The sequence below is a fragment of the Vibrio sp. PID23_8 genome (assembly GCF_003584965.1).
GTDB lineage: Bacteria > Pseudomonadota > Gammaproteobacteria > Enterobacterales > Vibrionaceae > Vibrio.
This window is the reverse complement of record NZ_LIXE01000001.1, coordinates 663,626-683,063: the sequence shown is the minus strand read 5'-3', so window position 1 is coordinate 683,063 and position 19,438 is coordinate 663,626. Positions and strand designations below refer to the sequence as shown.

The 19,438-nt window shown below is 45.1% G+C and carries 15 protein-coding genes; 10 read left to right on the top strand and 5 right to left on the bottom strand.

From position 1 onward, the window contains the following. Positions 1–250 precede the first annotated feature (250 nt). Positions 251–1,546, bottom strand: a complete 1,296-nt coding sequence (hemL, locus tag AK966_RS03140) for a glutamate-1-semialdehyde 2,1-aminomutase (protein ID WP_119463519.1) — start codon at positions 1,544–1,546, stop codon at positions 251–253. Positions 1,547–1,783: 237 nt separating this feature from the next. Between hemL and erpA the strand changes: the two genes are divergently transcribed. The 3 genes from erpA (at position 1,784) to AK966_RS03125 (ending at position 6,488) form a co-directional block, all read left to right on the top strand. Then, on the top strand, positions 1,784–2,125 hold the full coding sequence (erpA, locus tag AK966_RS03135; protein ID WP_099079905.1) for an iron-sulfur cluster insertion protein ErpA: 342 nt from the start codon (positions 1,784–1,786) through the stop codon (positions 2,123–2,125). A 101-nt stretch (positions 2,126–2,226) separates the two neighbouring features. Next, positions 2,227–3,345 carry an efflux RND transporter periplasmic adaptor subunit gene (locus AK966_RS03130; protein WP_119463518.1) on the top strand — a complete coding sequence of 373 codons (1,119 nt, stop codon included), beginning with the start codon at positions 2,227–2,229 and terminating at the stop codon, positions 3,343–3,345. An 8-nt stretch (positions 3,346–3,353) separates the two neighbouring features. Next, positions 3,354–6,488: an efflux RND transporter permease subunit gene (locus tag AK966_RS03125; protein WP_099079879.1), complete on the top strand. Its 3,135-nt coding sequence runs from the start codon at positions 3,354–3,356 to the stop codon at positions 6,486–6,488. 30 nt (positions 6,489–6,518) lie between these two features. Here the strand turns inward: AK966_RS03125 and AK966_RS03120 are convergent, their stop codons facing one another. Then, positions 6,519–7,805, bottom strand: a complete 1,287-nt coding sequence (locus AK966_RS03120; protein WP_119463517.1) for a peptidoglycan DD-metalloendopeptidase family protein — start codon at positions 7,803–7,805, stop codon at positions 6,519–6,521. Between the two features lie 129 nt (positions 7,806–7,934). Between AK966_RS03120 and tyrS the strand changes: the two genes are divergently transcribed. Both tyrS and AK966_RS03110 read left to right on the top strand, forming a co-directional pair. Continuing rightward, positions 7,935–9,122, top strand: coding sequence for a tyrosine--tRNA ligase (tyrS, locus tag AK966_RS03115; RefSeq protein ID WP_099079881.1), 1,188 nt, complete (start codon positions 7,935–7,937; stop codon positions 9,120–9,122). A gap of 419 nt (positions 9,123–9,541) precedes the next feature. Continuing rightward, the gene (locus AK966_RS03110) at positions 9,542–10,387 is read left to right on the top strand and encodes a magnesium transporter (RefSeq protein WP_182852564.1); all 846 of its coding nucleotides are present in this window, start codon (positions 9,542–9,544) and stop codon (positions 10,385–10,387) included. Here the strand turns inward: AK966_RS03110 and dacB are convergent. Both dacB and AK966_RS03100 read right to left on the bottom strand, forming a co-directional pair. Further along, the gene (gene dacB / locus AK966_RS03105) at positions 10,366–11,790 is read right to left on the bottom strand and encodes a serine-type D-Ala-D-Ala carboxypeptidase (protein WP_119463515.1); all 1,425 of its coding nucleotides are present in this window, start codon (positions 11,788–11,790) and stop codon (positions 10,366–10,368) included. The two genes, AK966_RS03110 and dacB, sit on opposite strands and share 22 nt — an antisense overlap. A 122-nt stretch (positions 11,791–11,912) precedes the next feature. Beyond that, positions 11,913–12,902 (bottom strand): porin, encoded by a 990-nt coding sequence (locus tag AK966_RS03100; protein ID WP_119463514.1) that lies wholly within the window; start codon positions 12,900–12,902, stop codon positions 11,913–11,915. Between the two features lie 534 nt (positions 12,903–13,436). Here AK966_RS03100 and greA point away from each other — a divergent pair. Continuing rightward, the gene (gene greA, locus AK966_RS03095; protein ID WP_099079885.1) at positions 13,437–13,910 is read left to right on the top strand and encodes a transcription elongation factor GreA; all 474 of its coding nucleotides are present in this window, start codon (positions 13,437–13,439) and stop codon (positions 13,908–13,910) included. An 80-nt stretch (positions 13,911–13,990) separates the two neighbouring features. On the opposite strand, the gene yhbY is transcribed toward greA, so the two are convergent. After that, complete coding sequence (yhbY, locus tag AK966_RS03090; protein WP_099079886.1) at positions 13,991–14,287, bottom strand: ribosome assembly RNA-binding protein YhbY; 297 nt, start codon at positions 14,285–14,287, stop codon at positions 13,991–13,993. A gap of 138 nt (positions 14,288–14,425) precedes the next feature. On the opposite strand from yhbY, the gene rlmE reads away from it, so the two are divergent. The 4 genes from rlmE to glmM all read left to right on the top strand — a co-directional run bounded on the left by rlmE (position 14,426) and on the right by glmM (position 19,386). After that, positions 14,426–15,055, top strand: coding sequence for a 23S rRNA (uridine(2552)-2'-O)-methyltransferase RlmE (gene rlmE / locus AK966_RS03085; protein WP_099079887.1), 630 nt, complete (start codon positions 14,426–14,428; stop codon positions 15,053–15,055). A 108-nt stretch (positions 15,056–15,163) separates the two neighbouring features. Continuing rightward, positions 15,164–17,143: an ATP-dependent zinc metalloprotease FtsH gene (gene ftsH / locus AK966_RS03080; RefSeq protein ID WP_172438139.1), complete on the top strand. Its 1,980-nt coding sequence runs from the start codon at positions 15,164–15,166 to the stop codon at positions 17,141–17,143. 52 nt (positions 17,144–17,195) lie between these two features. Next, positions 17,196–18,026, top strand: a complete 831-nt coding sequence (gene folP, locus AK966_RS03075; RefSeq protein WP_099079889.1) for a dihydropteroate synthase — start codon at positions 17,196–17,198, stop codon at positions 18,024–18,026. Between the two features lie 19 nt (positions 18,027–18,045). Continuing rightward, positions 18,046–19,386, top strand: a complete 1,341-nt coding sequence (gene glmM, locus AK966_RS03070) for a phosphoglucosamine mutase (protein ID WP_099079890.1) — start codon at positions 18,046–18,048, stop codon at positions 19,384–19,386. Positions 19,387–19,438 lie beyond the last annotated feature (52 nt).

Here is a 19,438-nt window from a genome sequence, read left to right as displayed (position 1 = left end):
ATGCCAGAATTGGAGTACACATTGGGCCTAGTTATAATGGCCATTAATCAGGTGGTTATCAATCAAGAGATGGAAAAATGGGGTGCTGTAACAACGATAAGAAATGCCAAAGCGAGAAGAAATCGAGGCGTGTGCCTTGGTTTGCTATTGTTGTCGGAGTGTTAGCCATCTTAGTCGTTCTAAATTGGCGGTAAGTCGATAGGGAACAAAAAAGGACCGAGACGGCCCTTTTTAAGTCGAGAAGAATCGATTATTTTGCTTCGCTAGCAAGGATCGCGAAACAGCGGTCAGCCGCTTCAAGTGTTGCGTCGATTTCTTTAGAGCCATGAGCAAGAGAAGTAAAGCTTGCTTCAAATGCTGATGGTGCAAGGTATACACCGTGCTCTAGCATTAGGTGAAAGAAACGCTTGAAACGTTCAACATCACACTTAGTCACGTCTTCATAACAAGTTACGCTTTCTTGTTCGGTAAAGAAGAAACCAAACATACCGCCTACCTGGTTTACGACAAGAGGAACGCCGTGCTTGTCTGCAAGTGTTTTGAAGCCATTTGCAAGTTGCTTTGTTTTCGCCGCTAGGCGTTTTTCATTGCCTTCTTCTTTTAGCAAGTTCAAACATGCAAAACCTGCTGCCATTGCCACTGGGTTACCAGACAATGTCCCGGCTTGGTAAACAGGGCCTGTTGGGGCAATGTATTGCATTACGTCTTTACGGCCGCCGAAAGCGCCCACAGGCATACCGCCACCGATAACTTTACCTAGCGTCGTTAGATCTGGTTTGATGTTGTAGTACGCTTGAGCACCGCCCAGTGCCACGCGGAAACCGGTCATGACTTCATCAAAAATCAGTAGTGCGCCTTCTTGATCACAGATTTCACGTAGACTTTCATGGAAGCCTTCTACAGGTGGAATACAGTTCATGTTGCCTGCTACTGGCTCAACGATGATACATGCTATCTCACCTTTGTTTGCCGCGAACAGCTCACGTACGGAGTTTAAGTCGTTGAATGTTGCGGTTAGGGTGTGTTTAGCAAAGTCTGCTGGTACACCTGGAGAGCTTGGTTGACCAAGCGTCAGTGCACCAGAACCTGCTTTAACTAGCAAGCTGTCTGCATGACCATGGTAGCAGCCTTCAAATTTCATGATTTTGTCACGGCCTGTGAAGCCGCGAGCAAGGCGAATTGCACTCATGGTTGCTTCAGTACCGGAGCTAACCATACGAAGTTGCTCCATTGATGGTACGAGTTCAGAAACCAGTTCTGCCATTGCGATTTCCATCTCGGTTGGTGCACCGAAGCTGAGACCGCGCTGCGCAGCATTGATCACAGATTCACGGATAACCGCGTGGTTGTGACCAAGAATCATTGGACCCCAAGAGCCGACGTAATCAATGTACGCTTTACCATCGGCATCAAAAATCAGGGCACCGTCCGCTCGTTCGATAAATAGTGGAGAACCGCCAACACCGTTGAATGCACGAACTGGTGAATTCACACCGCCAGGAATGGTTTGCTGAGCTTTTTGATACAGCTCTGATGATTTGGTCATGGGATTATCCTCTTTTGATTGCTCGGACCAAGAGGTGCGAATTGTACCTAGCTAATCTCAAGTTAGAAACATTTTGCGCAATTTATGTGGGCATAGGCAGTGTAAACTTGCTCTGATACAAAGAATCGTCGGTGAATACTTGAACGAGTTGGTCAGGTATTGGATAATCACTCTAATTAATACGAATTTGACGTCTCGCTTAAGGCTTGACGCATGACACGAGTGAGAGAGGTCTTCGTGAGCGAAGTAAACGTACCATTATCTTTTTCTGATGCAGCAGCATCTCGCGTTAAGGCGCTGATTGCAGAAGAAGAAAACCCAGCATTGAAATTGCGCGTATACATTACTGGTGGTGGCTGTAGTGGGTTTCAATACGGCTTTACTTTTGATGAAAACGTAAATGAAGGTGACACAACAATTGAGAACAGTGGTGTAACACTGGTTGTCGACCCTATGAGCCTGCAATACCTAATCGGTGGCGTGGTTGATTACACTGAAGGTTTGGAAGGAGCACGCTTCTTCGTCAATAACCCGAATGCAACAACAACTTGTGGTTGTGGGGCATCATTCAGCGTGTGATTAACACGACATCAGGCAGCCAGTTGGCTGCCTGTTTTTTTGCGTAGCAGGAAGACACGTAAACACTACTTTGCAGTGAAGAATAATTAAAAGGATTTTGAATGTCTGGAGTTTCCTTTAGACGACATATCGTCGGACGCCCGTGGCTGGTCTCTCTTACTCTTATCATTGTGCTTGCTGCGTGGCTCGCAATGGGGCAACTCAACGCGCAGGGTGATGAGGCCCACCCTTCTGATCATACTCTGGCTAAAAAAACGCCTGTAGCTAAGGTGATGTTCGATACCTTTATTGCACAACCAACCAGTAAAACAATTGAGTTATATGGCCGTACTGCACCAAATCGGCAAGCTCGTTTAGGTGCAGAGGTCGCGGGAAAAATCATACGACTTAACGTAGAAAAAGGACAAGCCGTTCAGCAAGGGCAAGTGATTGCTAATATAGATAAGCGTGATCTTGATATTCAACGTCAACGTGCCAAAGCAATGTTGAGTGTCAAAGAGAAAGAATTTAAAGCGGCGCAGTCGTTGAAAAATCGCGGCTTACAAGGTGAGGTCGCCTTTGCCACAGCCCAGGCGGCTTTAGTTGATGCACGGGCTAATCTTAGTAATGTTGAGACCGCGCTCAAAAATACGGAAGTTAAAGCGCCTTTTGATGGCATCTTGGATCACCGCTTTGTTGAACTAGGGGATTTTGTCGGTGTTGGTGACCCAATCGCAACGGTTATCGACTTAAAAAAATTGCTTATTGAAGCCGATGTCAGTGAGCGTCATATTCAATACCTCAAAGAAGGCCAGCAAGCGGACATTCGTACGATTGATAACCGCCATCATCAGGGCTTCATTCGCTATATTGGTCGTGTCTCTTCCACTTCCACCAATACATTTCCAATTGAAATAGAAATTGATAACACTGAAAACGCCATGCCTGCGGGGATCAGTGCAGAAGTCACCCTAGCGCTAAGTGAAGTGTCAGCGATTAAGGTGACTGCTGCCATGTTAGCGTTAGATGAGCAAGGAAATTTGGGGATAAAAACATTACGTGACCAGCATGTGCGTTTTATCCCGATCCAATTAGTCAAAGCGGAAAGCGATGGTGTTTGGCTATCGGGTTTAGGTGAACAAGTCGACATTATTGTTCTAGGCCAAGGCTTTGCCCGTGATGGTGATTTGGTCACAGCAACCAAAGTGGATGACGTGAGTGATTCCACAACTAGGCAGTAGGGGGCAACATGTTCGCTTTAATTGATGCAGCCTTATCTCGCGCACGTACCATGTTGACGTTGTTAATGATGATCCTTATTGCTGGTGTCATTACCTATATTACGATCCCTAAAGAGTCGAGCCCGGATATCACGATTCCCATTATTTATGTGTCGGTGGGTCATCAAGGCATTTCACCGACGGATGCCGAACGATTACTTGTCCGTCCAATTGAGCAGGAACTGCGTTCGATTGAAGGGGTAAAAGAGATGACTTCGGTAGCATCAGAAGGGCATGCCTCGGTCACGTTAGAGTTCAGTGTTGGGGTGAATTTAGCCGAAGCGATGGCTGATGTTCGTGATGCGGTGGATTTGGCTAAGCCAAGATTACCAGCCGACAGCGATGAGCCAACGGTGAATGAAGTGACGTTTGCTTCCGAAGAGCCAGTGCTTACTGTGGTTCTATATGGGAGTGTCCCTGAACGAACGACCGTACAAATCGCGCGAGCACTACGTGACAAACTAGAAAGCTACCGCCAAGTACTTGAAGTCGATATTGCGGGGGATCGAGAAGACATTGTTGAGATCGTAGTCGATCCTTTATTGATGGAAAGTTACGGATTAGATCAAGCGGATATTTACAACTTAATTGCATTGAATAACCGCGTGGTTGCTGCGGGGTTTGTCGATACTGGTTATGGGCGATTTTCGGTCAAGGTTCCTTCGGTATTTGACTCTCTTAAAGATGTGTTAGAGCTGCCGATCAAGGTTAATGGCAAAGAAGTGATCACTTTTGGTGATGTGGCAAGCGTACGTCGAGCATTTCGTGACCCTGAAAGTTTTGCTCGTTTAGATGGTGAACCGGCAATTGTATTGGATGTAAAAAAGCGCGCGGGAGAGAACATCATTGATACGGTTGATTTGGTTAAGTTGGTCATCGCTGAGGCGCAAAAGCGGTCAGAGTGGCCTAATAATCTACAAGTCAAATACACTTGGGATCAGTCCGATGATGTGAAGTTGATGTTGAGTGATCTGCAAAATAACATTCTTTCGGCCATCATTCTCGTGGTTATCGTTATCATTGCTATTTTAGGGGTTCGAACCGCACTATTGGTTGGTATCTCGATACCGGGTTCTTTCTTAACCGGTCTTTTTGTTCTGTCTGTTTTTGGGTTGACGATCAATATTGTCGTGCTGTTCGCATTGATCATGGCGGTGGGCATGCTGGTGGATGGTGCCATTGTCGTGACGGAGTTTGCAGACAGGAGAATGCAAGAGGGCGTGCAAAGAAAGCAAGCGTATCGTGATGCGGCAAAGCGCATGGCTTGGCCGATTACTGCGTCGACAGCAACGACGCTGGCAGCATTTGCTCCGTTATTGTTTTGGCCCGATATTACCGGTGAGTTCATGAAATACTTACCGCTGACGTTGATAGCAACATTAAGTGCTTCGTTGATGATGGCACTTCTGTTTGTTCCTGTTATTGGGGGGCTCATAGGAAAACCACAAGTTGTCAATGAGCAGCGAAAACAAGAGATGCTGGACTTACATAATGGTGAATTTGACAAGGCAACAGGTATCACAAAACTTTATTATTTGACGCTTTCTATCGCCTTACGACACCCACTCAAAGTGTTGTTAAGCGCTATATTGCTTGCATCAGGGGTGAGCTATACCTACAGCAAGGCGGGGCTAGGGGTGGAATTTTTTCCTGAAGTCGATCCTGCATTCTTTACGGTTAAAGTACGATCCTATGGCGACCTTTCTATTAATGAGAAAGATGCGGTCATGCGTGAAATAGAACACGTGATGCTCGGACATGATGAGTTTGAAAGTGTTTATACTCGCACGGGATCTGAATCGAGCAGTGGTGATGAAATTGGGCAAATTCAAATAACCCCTGTCGATTGGCAATACCGTCGTCAAGTGAAAGTTATTATCGAAGACTTAAAGCAGGTGACCAATCGCTTTTCTGGTGTGGAGCTAGAATACAAGTTTCCAGATGCTGGTCCGCCTGTGGAGCATGATCTTGTTATTGAAATGTCGGCTCAAAATGCAAGTCTTGGAATGTTAGATAGCGCCGCTAAATTGGTGCGGCATTGGGCTGATACGAACCCAGCACTTACTAATTTAAGTGACACCACCAATAAAGAGGGTATTGATTGGCAGATTGATATCCGTCGAGACGATGCTTCTCGATTTGGCGCCGATGCCACGCTTGTCGGTAACACAGTACAGTTTGTGACTAACGGGCTTAAGATCGGGGATTACTTGCCTGATGATGCCGATGAAGAGGTCGATATTTTAGTTCGCTACCCTCAAGATAAGCGCGATATTGGTCGCTTTGATCAGCTCCGAGTCAAAACGGCAGCGGGCCTTGTGCCTATCACTAATTTTGCACAGATTCTTCCTGATCATAAACAAGACTCAATCCGACGAGTGGACGGTCGCAGGGTCATCAATATTAAAGCGGATATGGTCGAGGGTTATAACTTAGCGCTAGAGCTACCTAGAATTAGTGAGGAAATACAAAAACTTGATTTACCTGATGGTATCGAGTTTAAGATTCGTGGTCAAAATGAAGAGCAGGAGAACTCTTCCGCATTTCTACAAACGGCGTTCTTGATTGCACTAGGTGTTATGGCGCTCATCTTGATTACGCAATTTAATAGTTATTACCAAGCCTTTTTGATTCTGAGTGCCGTGTTATTTTCTACGGTTGGTGTGTTTGCTGGATTACTTGTGTTACAAAAACCCTTTGGCATCATTATGTCGGGGATAGGGGTCATCGCATTAGCTGGTATTGTGGTTAATAACAATATCGTATTGATCGATACGTATAATCAAATGCGCAGGCGTGGTTTAGATAAGAAAGACGCGATTTTGCGTACTGGAGTACAACGTTTACGCCCTGTATTACTGACCACGGTGACCACGATTTTGGGATTGTTACCTATGGTACTAGAAATGAACATCGACTTAATTAATCAAAAAGTTGAGTTTGGTGCACCAAGTACGCAGTGGTGGTCTCAATTGGCGAGTGCCGTTGCTGGTGGCTTGGCGTTTGCCACGGTACTAACGTTGGTTTTGACACCTTGTTTATTGATGCTAGGCCGTGAGCACAATATTGATGAACCTCAAGTAGAAACAAAAGAGGCAGCTTAGACTGCCTCTTAGTTTTTGTTTGTGGGACGGTTATTTCATTGCGAGCAATTTGCTGTAACGATCCAGTTTTATCATGCTGATTTTGGCGTTTGCCATGAACGTTTGTTTCGCTTTGCCTGTCAGCGATTTTGACTGCGGTAATTTAACTGTTCTAGCATTTTTATGTACACCATTTACCAGGAACTCGTAATGTAAGTGAGGCCCTGTTACGCGTCCTGTACCGCCTAATGTACCTATAGTTTGACCTTGTTTTACTCGCTGCCCCGTTTTCACTGTACGTTTGGTTAAATGCAGGTACTTAGTGATGTAGGTATTACTGTGTTTTATAAACACGTAGTTACCGTTGAACTTGTTGTACGCCGATTTTTGTACAATACCATCACCCGCTGCCCAAATGGGCGTACCGACTGGTGCCGCATAATCTGTACCACGGTGAGCGCGAACTTTACCTGTTACAGGGTGGCGTCTGGTTGGGTTGAAGTTAGACGTGACACGGCGGAAGTCTAATGGTGCGCGCAAGAAGGCCTTCTTCATTGCTCGGCCATTCTCATCGTAGTACTTACCACTTTTCTCATCTAAGATTGCCGTGAATGTGTCACCTTGGTTTTTAAACACAGCAGCAATGATCTTTCCACGACCAATGACTTCACCTTCAACGACTTCTTCTTGATACAACACCCGAAAGGTGTCATTTTTGCGAATGTCTAAAGCGAAGTCGATATCCCAACCAAAAATACCAGCCAGTTCCATGATTTGGTTCGCATTTAAACCTGAACTTATCCCGGCATTCCAAAAGTTAGACTCAATGGTTGCTTCTGCGTAGTTGTATTGGTAGTTGACTTCTTTCTTATCGACTTCTGAAACGTATTCACCGTCTTTAAGTTTTATACGAAAAGTTTCAAAAGCACTTAATGTACGTTTGAGCTGAACGAAGTCATTATTTTCATCAAAACCAAAATGCAGCGTGTCCCCGGGTTGAAGGCGCGTTAGCTGCTGTTCAATCTCTTTATCTTGAGTAATCAATTCATACAGAAGGCGAGGAGAGATCCCCACCCGATCGAAGAGAACCGTTGCACTTTCCCCATTACTAACTCGGTAGGTTTCCCAGCGCAAAACCGCAGGTAGGTTAGAAGAACTTTGCTCGGGAGATTCTAAAGAAAGTGGAACCGAGTAATATTGGCCGACCTGGAGTCGGCTTTGTTGCGGCTCGAGCTCTCGTGGATCGGGCAAAAAGAAAAGTGCAAAGATGATAAGAGCACTAAAAAGGCCGATCAGAACTTTGTGTAAGAGTGGAAGTCGGGCAAAAATCGAATGCATGAGTTACTTGACTGATAAATTAAACGTAAAAATTGACAACTACCTAGTCTAACGTGTTTCAAAATGCATCGCTATTCAAGTAAGATGTGCAGCTATTATATTTTGCCAAATCTGTGGGAGTGAACAAGAATGGCGAGCATTGAAGCTGCACTAGCCGAGATTAAGCGCGGTGTTGAAGAGCTGATTCCAGAAGAAGAACTGATCGCAAAACTAAAAGAAGGCCGTCCGCTACGTATTAAGTTAGGTGCCGATCCAACAGCACCTGACATTCACCTAGGCCATACGGTTATTTTCAATAAGCTTCGCTTGTTCCAAGAACTAGGTCATGAAGTGACGTTCCTAATCGGTGACTTCACTGCAATGGTTGGTGACCCAACAGGTAAGAACACAACCCGTCCACCGCTAAGTCGCGAAGATGTTCTGCGTAATGCTGAAACGTACAAAGAGCAAGTGTTTAAAATCCTAGATCCAGCTAAGACTAAAATTCAGTTCAACTCTGAATGGCTATCTGAGCTTGGCGCTGAAGGCATGATTCGCCTGGCTGCAAACCAAACGGTTGCTCGTATGCTAGAACGTGATGACTTTAAAAAGCGTTACACTGGCGGTCAGCCAATTGCTATTCACGAGTTCATGTACCCACTACTGCAAGGTTGGGACTCTGTAGCAATGGAAACGGATGTTGAGCTTGGTGGTACTGACCAGAAGTTTAACCTGCTAATGGGTCGTGAACTGCAAAAATCCCATGGTCAAAAACCACAAGTAGTACTAATGATGCCTCTTCTTGTTGGCCTAGACGGTGAGAAGAAGATGTCTAAATCTTCTGGTAACTACATTGGTATCAGCGAAGCACCAAGCGAAATGTTTGGTAAGATCATGTCTATCTCTGACGATCTAATGTGGAGCTACTACGAGCTGCTGTCTTTCCGTCCTCTGGAAGAAATTGCACAGTTTAAAGCGGATGTAGAAGCAGGCAAGAACCCACGCGATATCAAAGTACTGCTAGCGAAAGAGATCATCGCTCGCTTCCACAGTGAGGCAGATGCAGATGCAGCAGAGCAAGAGTTCGTTAACCGCTTCGCGAAGAACCAGATCCCTGACGAAATGCCAGAGTTTGACTTCGAAGTAGGTACACCAGTAGCCAATCTACTAAAAGAAGCGGGTCTATGTGCATCCACTTCAGAAGCAATGCGCATGGTTAAGCAAGGCGCAGCGAAGATGGAAGGCGAGAAAGTGGCAGATGCGAAGTTTGCTCCTGAAGCAGGTACTTACGTATTCCAAGTAGGTAAACGTAAGTTCGCACGTATTACTATTAAGTAATCAATAACTGTTCAAAATGAAAGCGCCCATTGGGCGCTTTTTTTGTATGAAAATTTGCTTAAAACAGATCAGATTAACTGTATAAGTTGATTAACTTTGCTACTATACGCGCGTTGCTAGACGGGCAACATTATTGGAGATTTACATGAACAATACCGACCATCCTCCCAGTTATTGGGTGAGTAAGATTAAGGGAGCGAAATAACCCGCTTCGGTATTGGCGATCTCCGCCTTACCTAAGTGGTGAGGCATCTTTTCTAATTTTTCTTCTGGTTATTTCCTTCATAAATTCTGAATAGACAATGCGATTGCGTTGATGTTTTCTCACGCCTAAGTTTCTAAAGGTAGAGGCGAGTGTGTTGATGGCTTTTTACGTGCGTTGTCGATGGTCGTTACCAATGCCAATCGGGAGATTCGCCATGACGGTAATGAACAACACTTTTATTGAAACTACACCCAACTTTTCTCAAGTAGAAATTGGTGCCGCACGTAATGCATTTTTAAAGTACGAGCAAGAACAACAACTGCATTTGCTGACCATTATGCCGATTGATGAGGCGGTGGGTATTTTGCAGCACTGCTCTGTAGGTTACGTGAACGGCCTTATTGCTCAACTGGAGCAAGCGGGACATGACAAACGCGCTCGACATTACGCACACCAATTAGGTTTGCACATGTCGGAAGTGGATACACCGGAAGGTTACCTTTCTACCAGTGTGATAGGGCATGTGAGACAGCGTATTGGTTGGATCATTGCATTGGCACTGTTAGGTATTGTGTCGGGATTGATCATTGCGCAATACGAAGACACGCTCAGTCAGCTGGTTTTATTGGCCGTTTATATGCCAGTGATTGCGGCTGCGGGTGGTAATACGGGAACACAGGCAGCGACCTTGGTGATTCGTGCTCTCGCTACGGGAGAGTTAAAGAAGCGTCAGTGGTTAGAGGTGCTTTGGAAAGAAAGCCGCGTAGCCCTATTTATTGCGTTTGCTATCAGCATTGTGATAGTAGGGCGAATCATGCTGTTTAGTAGCGGCCAATCAACAGGCGGTTTTGCGCTTGAAGATATCGCGTTGGCTATTGCGGTTGCGCTGTTTATTCAGGTGACCATTTCTACGACGCTGGGTGGGTTACTTCCTATTATAGCGCGCGCTTGCAAGCTGGACCCAGCCGTATTGGTGAGTCCAGTTTTGGCGTCAATCGTAGATATCTCAGGAATGTGGATCTACTTTACGGTGGTGAATTACTTCTTAGGCATTGCCTGACTAAAACTCACAATATCTTGGTAAAACAGTTTTTCAAAACGCGTAATAGGGGCGACGACAGGTTTGTTATCGTCCCTTTTGTCTGGGAAATAGTCCGACACGAATTGGACAAATAAAGTGTTCGGCTTACCATTTTTATCTAGACCATACCCAGCCATATTATAGGTTCCGTACAGTGAGCCACTTTTCGCAATCAATTGACCTTTAATTGGGGCTTTACGCATGCTTTGACGGTATTGAAGAGTTCCAGACTCGCCAGATCTTGGCATGATAGCAATTAAGTTAAGTTGATGATCCTGCTTCCAAATATAACGAAGAATATCGGCCATACTTGTCGCTGAAAGTCGATTATTTCTTGATAGTCCAGAGCCATCCTCTAAGCGCGCATTACGGATATCCACGCCAGTTTTGGAAAAAATGATTTGCTTGATCGCTTCTGTACCATTAGTAAAGCTACCAGGCTGAACAAAGAAGGTTGCGCCGAGTGTTTTGGTTAACGTATCGGCGATTAAGTTATCGGAACGCTTGAGCATCTCTTCTAGTAGCTTAGGTAACGGTTCTGATTTGTGTTGAGCAAGGAATTTGCGTGATATCTTAGGTGCTGTCCCGATGTGAATTGACCCTTTTAAATCAATACCCACTTGCGTTAGGAGCGTCTTTAGGTTTTGAACGGTGTATTGTTCCGGGTTTTGTACGGCAAATTTGAGAGGAAGCGGTTTGTCCCCTCGGTCGACTAAGCAGCCTGTTAACTCGTATTGGTTGTCTGAATGTGCCATGAGTCCCAAATCACAATGACGGCTCTTTTGGACGCTTTTAGACACTGTCTTTACGCTGGTTTTAACCTTTATTGGTTGATGTTCAGGAACATAGACGCGAGTGGATCCATTTTTCTGAGTGTAAATGGATGCTTGAACGCAGTTTTCATTGAGTGTGATCGCAGAGGCGGGCGCACTGTAGCAAACGCCTAAAATATCCCACGGCCATCCAACCGCGCGGTCGTAGCCAGTAAAAGCACTGTTATCTAGCCATAGATCCCCATTTATACGTGTTAGACCATTTTGTTTTGCCTGCAATAACAGTGTTTTTAGATCTTGTGTGCTAAGGGTAGGATCTCCGGAGAATGTGATTACAGCATCGGAGTTTGATGCTTTGAGTGTGGTACGAAAGGTAAATTGGTCTCCAAGCTCTAGCTTAGCAGCTAACGCTGTGACAACTTTCAGTGTACTCGCTGGCGGAAAAAGTTCGCTATTAGTTTGAATGCCGTTGATTCTACTTTGACCATTAAGCTTTTCAGCAATCAAACTCACACGAGAGCCTGCCGGCAAGATCTCTTGATGAGGGTAGGCCTGTAGGGTAAGTGGCACGAAATAAAATAGGGCAGTGAGAAGCCAACGTAAATGCATAGTGAATACTGAATACTGATAAGGTTGGTTGTGCAATGAGTATATACTGAAAAGCATAAGAATTCTGGATATAAAAATGCCCGCAAGATGCGGGCCTTTTATCTTCAAATCACAAGGCTGGATTAGAAGTCGTAACGTAGACCTAGTGCTAGCTCGTCTTCAGCATCAACCTTAGATGCAGTTGTGTTACCACCAACTTTACCTAGTTTATCGCCAGAGTCGATTAGGTTGAAATTGTACGATACGTAACCACGGAAGTTAGGCTTGAAGAAGTAAGATGCGTCAATTGCTAAGTTGTTTGCAGACGTTTCGTTGTTGGTTTCTGCATTGTTGTATGTAGATGTGAATACCGTTTGACCTAGAGCGTAAGCACCCGCCAGTTCGTAACCTGTGTAGTCGCCATTTTTCTTAGCTTTTTTACCGTCAGTGAATACACCTGCGAAGTATAGGTCGCCCATAGTGTAAGATGCAGCAAGCATGTATTCGTTAGCGTCAGCTTGATCTGCGTAACCAGCACCTAGGTTAATTGCAGTGTCAGCTAACGCATAAATAGCAGATAGTGAGTAGCCATCTTCGCCATTGTCAGTGTATTTAGCTTCAGGAGTGTTTTCATCAACGATCTCGCGGTCAGCAAAACGGTAGCTTGCTTTAACTGCTAGGTTCTCGAATTGACCTTTGTAAGACAGCATGTTGTCGGTACGGTCAGCCACTGCTAGTTTGTCAGCCGCAGTGTTGCCTGCGTAAGCCATGATATCAGTGAAGTCAGTGATAACGCCTAGTGCACCATCGTTTTTACCGTAAGTTATTTCACCGAATGCGCCACCAAGACCAGCGTATGCGTAACGAGTGTCCACGTTTTGATCGTTTTGGGTGGTAAATTCACCTTCCCAGAAACCAACGCCGTATAGGTTGTCATTGATTGCTTGAGTACCAAGAAGGTTTAGACGGATACGAGATTTGTCTGCTGCATCGCCATCTTTCATCGATAGACGAGCTTCAGCACGACCACCCATCTCTAGAGAAGTGCCGTCTTGGTTGTAAAGTTCCACTGCGTTAACACCCGTTGCCATAGCTGCTGCAGATACAGAAAGCGCAATTAAAGTCTTTTTCATTTTATTTGTCCTAGTTAGCTGTCCATAATTATTGTTTTATGGGGAGAGTTAGTCTCTCTCAAGTTATTGTTATATGCATAGTTTTATTTGGTGAAATCGACTCACTCGCTCAAAGCTATGCCGTAACAAGTTGCAGGACATGTTTTACTGCTAAAGTTTCCCTATGAGGTAGTAAAATGATATCAATCAAAATAATGAACAGTGTGCAATTAATGGTTTAATAGTGCTAAGTTATTGTTATTATATTCTTTTTATTTATATAACATTGGTCTGATATTGATTTGTTTTTATGTTTTTTGATTTTTCTAATGTAATAAGCCGCGTTGGTTTTCAATAAATTGCGATAATGGTCAGCTCTGAAAATCATCCAGAAGGTAATGTAATGAGAGATGCGAAGTTGCTTAATCAAATTAAAGTGATTTCACACCGGAGTTTGTTTAAACTAAGTGAATCAACTCTTTGAACGTACTACCCAGCCTAATGGTCGGGTAGGCTTTTTTTGTCCAAAGGCACCTTTGGCATTGAGGTTATATAATGGAAAAAGTTCCAATGACAATGCGTGGCGAGCAGCTGCTACGTACAGAACTCGAACGTCTACTAAAGCTTCGCCCACAAATTTCTGAAGCAATCGCTGAGGCTCGCGAGCTAGGCGACTTGAAAGAGAACGCTGAATATCACGCAGCACGTGAAGAGCAAGGGATCTGTGAAGCGCAAATTCGTGATATAGAATACAAGCTATCCGTAGCACAAGTGATCGATGTGACTAAGATGGACAACACCGGCAAAGTAATTTTTGGTTCAACCGTTACTTTGATTGACTGTGACACTGATGAAGAAAAAACCTACCAAATTGTGGGTGACGATGAAGCCGAAATTAAAGCTGGCCGTATTTCTATCAGTTCACCGATTGCGCGTGGTCTGATCGGTAAAATGGAAGGCGATGAGGTGGTGATTCAAACACCTGGTGGCGCAAAAGATTTCGAAATCGACCGTGTTGAATACATCTAATCAAGAATTTCGCATGGAATCGCAGATACAAAAAAGGTCGCCATTGGCGACCTTTTCTTCTTCCACTCAGTAAGTAGCAACTACTTGCGAGGGATTTCGATTTTACGCTCTTCAGACTGGCGGTATAGTACAAGTACCTTACCAATTGTCTGAACTTTTTCAGCGCCACTTTCACGTACGATAGCGTCGATGATTAGCTGTTTTGTCTCACGATCTTCTGATGCAACTTTCACTTTGATCAGTTCATGATGGTTTAGAGCGATTTCAATTTCTGCTAGCACGGCTTCTGTAAGTCCATTTGCGCCCATTAGCACAACAGGTTTTAAACTGTGAGCCAGGCCTTTAAGGTGCTGCTTTTGTTTGGTGCTTAGGTTCATTACGCCGCCAATTTTCTTTAAAATAAGGGTTGAAAAAAGCTATTTTAACGCCATCTATTGCTGAAGACTATAATTTATTGAGTAATAGGTTGGACCTATTAAAACAATAGCTCCTATTTGCGCCTTGTTGGGATTAAAATGAGTAGACAAAAACATTCAGCGAGCTCTGGTCGTTGGTTGAAAGAACACTTTGATGATAAATACGCAAATGAAGCCCGTAAAAAAGGCTATCGTTCACGTGCTTACTTCAAGATTGATGAGATCCAAGCGAAAGATAAATTGCTGAAACCTGGGATGACTGTGGTCGACTTAGGCGCCGCTCCCGGGGGATGGTCACAATATGCTGCTAAGATAATAGGTGATGAAGGTCAAATTATTGCTTGTGACTTACTGCCTATGGATCCAATTGCGGGCGTGAGCTTCTTACAAGGTGACTTTCGTGACGATGCAGTATTAGAAGCGTTGTTGGAAAGAATCCAACCATCTATGGTGGATGTAGTCATGTCTGACATGGCACCTAATATTGCAGGTAATAATTCAGTCGATCAGCCACGAGCTATGTATTTAGTTGAATTGGCTTTAGATATGTGTCGACAAGTTCTAGCACCTAATGGTAGCTTTGTCGTCAAGGTTTTCCAGGGTGAAGGCTTCGACGAGTACGTTAAAGAAGTCCGAAACATGTTTAAAGCCGTAAAAATCAGAAAACCCGACTCATCGAGAGCTCGCTCACGAGAAGTCTTTGTTGTAGCCACTGGTTACAAAGGTTAACTATTTCGCTTGTTTAGAACATGGTTAACACTATAGCTACAGCTAATAAACTGTAGTACCCTACCTTTAATTACAATTAGTTATCGAGAGGCTGACACCTTGAGTGACATGGCAAAAAATTTAATTCTGTGGCTTGTTATCGCTGTCGTGTTGATGTCGGTATTCCAGAGCTTTGGCCCTGGAGAGAGCAATGGCAGAACCGTGGATTACACCACGTTTGTACAGGAAGTTGGCCAAGGCCAGATTCAAGAAGCAACTTTTAAAGACGGTGAAATCAGTTTCGTTCGTCGCGGCGGTGGTGCCAAAATGGTCACTTACATGCCTGTGTATGATCAGAAGCTTCTAGATGACCTAATTAACCAAAATGTAAAAGTACAAGGTACGCCTCCTGAAGAGCAGAGCCTACTAGGTACTATCTTCATTTCTTGGTTCCCTATGATCTTACTGATTGGTGTGTGGATTTTCTTCATGCGTCAAATGCAAGGCGGCGGCGGTAAAGGCGCGATGTCTTTCGGTAAGAGCAAAGCTCGTATGATGAGCGAAGAGCAAATCAAGACGACTTTTGCGGATGTTGCAGGCTGTGACGAAGCAAAAGAAGACGTAAAAGAACTGGTAGATTACCTGCGTGATCCAAGCCGCTTCCAGAAACTGGGCGGTAAGATCCCTACGGGTGTTCTAATGGTCGGTCCTCCTGGTACGGGTAAAACGCTTCTTGCGAAAGCCATTGCGGGTGAGGCAAAAGTACCGTTCTTTACCATCTCAGGTTCTGACTTCGTAGAAATGTTCGTTGGTGTAGGTGCATCTCGTGTTCGTGATATGTTCGAACAAGCGAAGAAAGCGGCGCCTTGTATCATCTTCATCGATGAGATTGATGCGGTAGGTCGCCAACGTGGTGCTGGTGTGGGTGGTGGTCACGATGAGCGTGAACAAACACTAAACCAAATGCTGGTTGAGATGGATGGCTTTGAAGGCAATGAAGGTATTATCGTGATTGCTGCGACTAACCGTCCAGACGTACTTGACCCAGCGTTATTGCGCCCTGGTCGTTTTGACCGTCAAGTGGTCGTTGGATTACCAGACGTACGTGGTCGTGAGCAGATTCTTAAGGTTCACATGCGCAAAGTACCTCTAGCTAGCGATGTCGAGCCATCTCTTATCGCGCGTGGTACACCAGGCTTCTCAGGTGCCGATCTTGCTAACCTAGTAAACGAAGCGGCATTGTTTGCGGCTCGTGGTAATAAACATAACGTTTCTATGGTTGAGTTTGAGCTGGCGAAAGACAAGATTATGATGGGTGCGGAGCGCCGTTCAATGGTGATGTCGGAAGAAGTAAAAGAGTCAACGGCATACCACGAAGCCGGTCACGCAATTGTAGGCAGACTCGTGCCGGAACACGATCCAGTGTACAAGGTATCTATCATTCCTCGTGGACGTGCGTTAGGTGTGACGATGTACCTGCCTGAGCAAGATCGAGTGAGCATGTCTCGCCAACACCTAGAGTCGATGATTTCAAGTCTTTACGGTGGCCGTCTTGCTGAAGAATTGATTTACGGTGCTGAGAAAGTATCAACGGGTGCTTCTAACGACATTGAACGTGCAACAGAGATCGCACGTAAGATGGTGACGCAATGGGGCTTCTCAGAAAAACTTGGTCCACTGCTATACGCAGAAGATGAAGGCGAAGTATTCCTAGGTCGTAGTGTGACTCAGACTAAACACATGTCTGATGACACTGCGAAGCTTATTGATGATGAAGTTCGTAATATCATCGATCGCAACTACGACCGTGCGAAGCAGATCTTAGAAGAGAATATGGACATCATGCATGCGATGAAAGATGCGCTAATGAAGTATGAGACCATTGATGCCGGTCAGATTAATGACCTAATGGAGCGTAAAGAGGATATTCGCGAACCTGCTGGATGGGGCGACAAGCCGACAACACCACCAGAAGGTGATGACAAACCTCAAGCAAAACCTGAAGTAAAAGCGAAAGAGAATAGCGTCGATGCAACTAAGCCTGCAGAGCCGTCAACGACTCAAGAAGCAACTTCAAGCGAAGCTCCAGAAAAGAAAGACTCTGAATAACGCCTAGTGCTAATAATAAACCCCGAGTTCGCTCGGGGTTTTTGTGTTTATTATGATTATTAAAGCAAACAACAAATCCCTCGACCTTTCTCGTCCTCACGTGATGGCGATTCTTAATGTCACTCCTGACTCTTTTTCTGATGGCGGTAAATTCAACTCTGTTGATCTTGCACTCGCGCAAGTAGAGAAAATGATCGTTGCCGGGGTTAGTATTATTGACGTAGGCGGTGAATCCACTCGACCAGGTGCGCCAGACATTACCTTGGAAGAAGAGTTGCAGCGCGTAATTCCCGTGATTCAAGCCATTCGTAAAAAGTATGATGTATGGATCTCTGTTGATACCAGTAAAGCAGAGGTGATGCGACAAGCAGTAGATGCAGGAGCAGACTTAATTAACGATGTTCGTGCCCTGCAAGAACCTGGTGCATTGGAAGTGGCGGCAGAAGCCAAGTTGCCTATCTGTTTGATGCACATGAAAGGTCAGCCGAGAACGATGCAAACAGATCCTCAATATGATGATCTGATGGAAGATGTTACTGTATTTCTCCAAGAGCGTGTCAAGGCTTGTGAAGCGGTTGGGATCGATAAGTCGCAACTTATCCTCGACCCGGGGTTTGGTTTTGGCAAAACCTTAGAACACAATTATCATATGCTTGCTCATCTCGATAAGTTTCATGACTTTGGCTTGCCAATCTTGGCTGGTATGTCTCGTAAGTCAATGATTTTCAAATTACTGGATAAGCCTGCAGCGGAATGCGTCAATGCGAGCGTCGTTTGTGCAACTATCGCTGCAATGAAAGGTGCGCAAATCATTCGAGTTCATGACTTTGAAGAAACGATCGAAGCAATGAAAGTTGTTGAGATGATGAACAACAATATCTAAAAGAATTAAGGAAAGTTTTATGTCTGATAAAAGACGTTACTTTGGTACTGACGGTGTGCGCGGTAAAGTTGGACAATACCCAATCACGCCAGATTTTGTACTTAAGCTTGGCTGGGCGGCTGGTCGTGTACTCGCAAAACAAGGCACGAAGAAAGTTATTATCGGTAAAGACACACGTATCTCTGGCTACATGCTTGAGTCTGCGTTAGAAGCAGGTCTAGCGGCTGCAGGCCTAAAAGCGACGTTTACTGGCCCAATGCCGACACCAGCAGTAGCATACCTTACCCAAACCTTCCGTGCGGAAGCGGGCATCGTGATCTCCGCTTCTCACAATCCTTATTACGACAACGGTATCAAGTTCTTCTCTTCAGAGGGCACTAAATTGCCTGATGATATTGAGCTGGCTATTGAAGCTGAGCTTGATAAAGATATCGAATGTGTGGAGTCTGCAGATCTTGGTAAAGCAACGCGTCTAAATGATGCTGCAGGTCGTTACATTGAATTCTGTAAAAGTACTTTCCCATCCGAACTTAGCTTGGCGAATCTGAAGATTGTGGTGGATTGCGCGCATGGTGCAACGTACCACATCGCACCAAACGTGTTCACTGAACTCGGTGCAGATGTTATTGCCATGGGCGTTGAGCCAAACGGTACCAACATCAATGCTGAAGTGGGCGCGACAGATGTACGTGCGCTGCAAAAACGCGTGGTAGAAGAACAAGCTAACCTGGGGTTGGCTTTCGATGGTGATGGTGACCGCATCATAATGGTCGACCACTTAGGTAACAAGGTTGATGGCGACCAGATTGCGTACATTATTGCTCGAGATGCTCTGCGCCGTGGTGAGCTTAAAGGTGGGGTTGTTGGTACGCAAATGACTAACCTAGGCATGGAAAACGGTCTGAAGCAACTCGGGATCCCATTCGTACGTGCTGCAGTGGGTGATCGCTATGTGATGGAGCGTTTGCTAGAAAAAGGCTGGAAAATTGGCGCTGAAAACTCAGGTCACGTTATTTTGCTAGATAAGGTGACAACAGGTGATGCGATTGTTGCCGCCCTGCAAGTTCTTGCGTCTGTGGTTGGTAGCGATATGTCTCTATACGATTTGACGCAAGGCATGATGCTTTACCCGCAAGTGCTTGAAAATGTGCGTTTTACTGGTGATAGCAATCCACTGGAAGCACAGTCGGTGCTAGATTCTGTTGCTGAAGTTGAAGCGGCACTAGGCGATAAAGGTCGTGTGTTGCTGCGTAAATCCGGGACTGAGCCACTTCTTCGTGTCATGGTGGAAGGGGAAGATGCTGACCTTGTTCAAGCATCCGCACTTAAGATTGCTGACGCTGTAAAAGCAAGTTGCTAATCATTGCTTTAGGATGATTAGCGAGAGAAAAGGGCTGTTTTTGCCCTTTTTT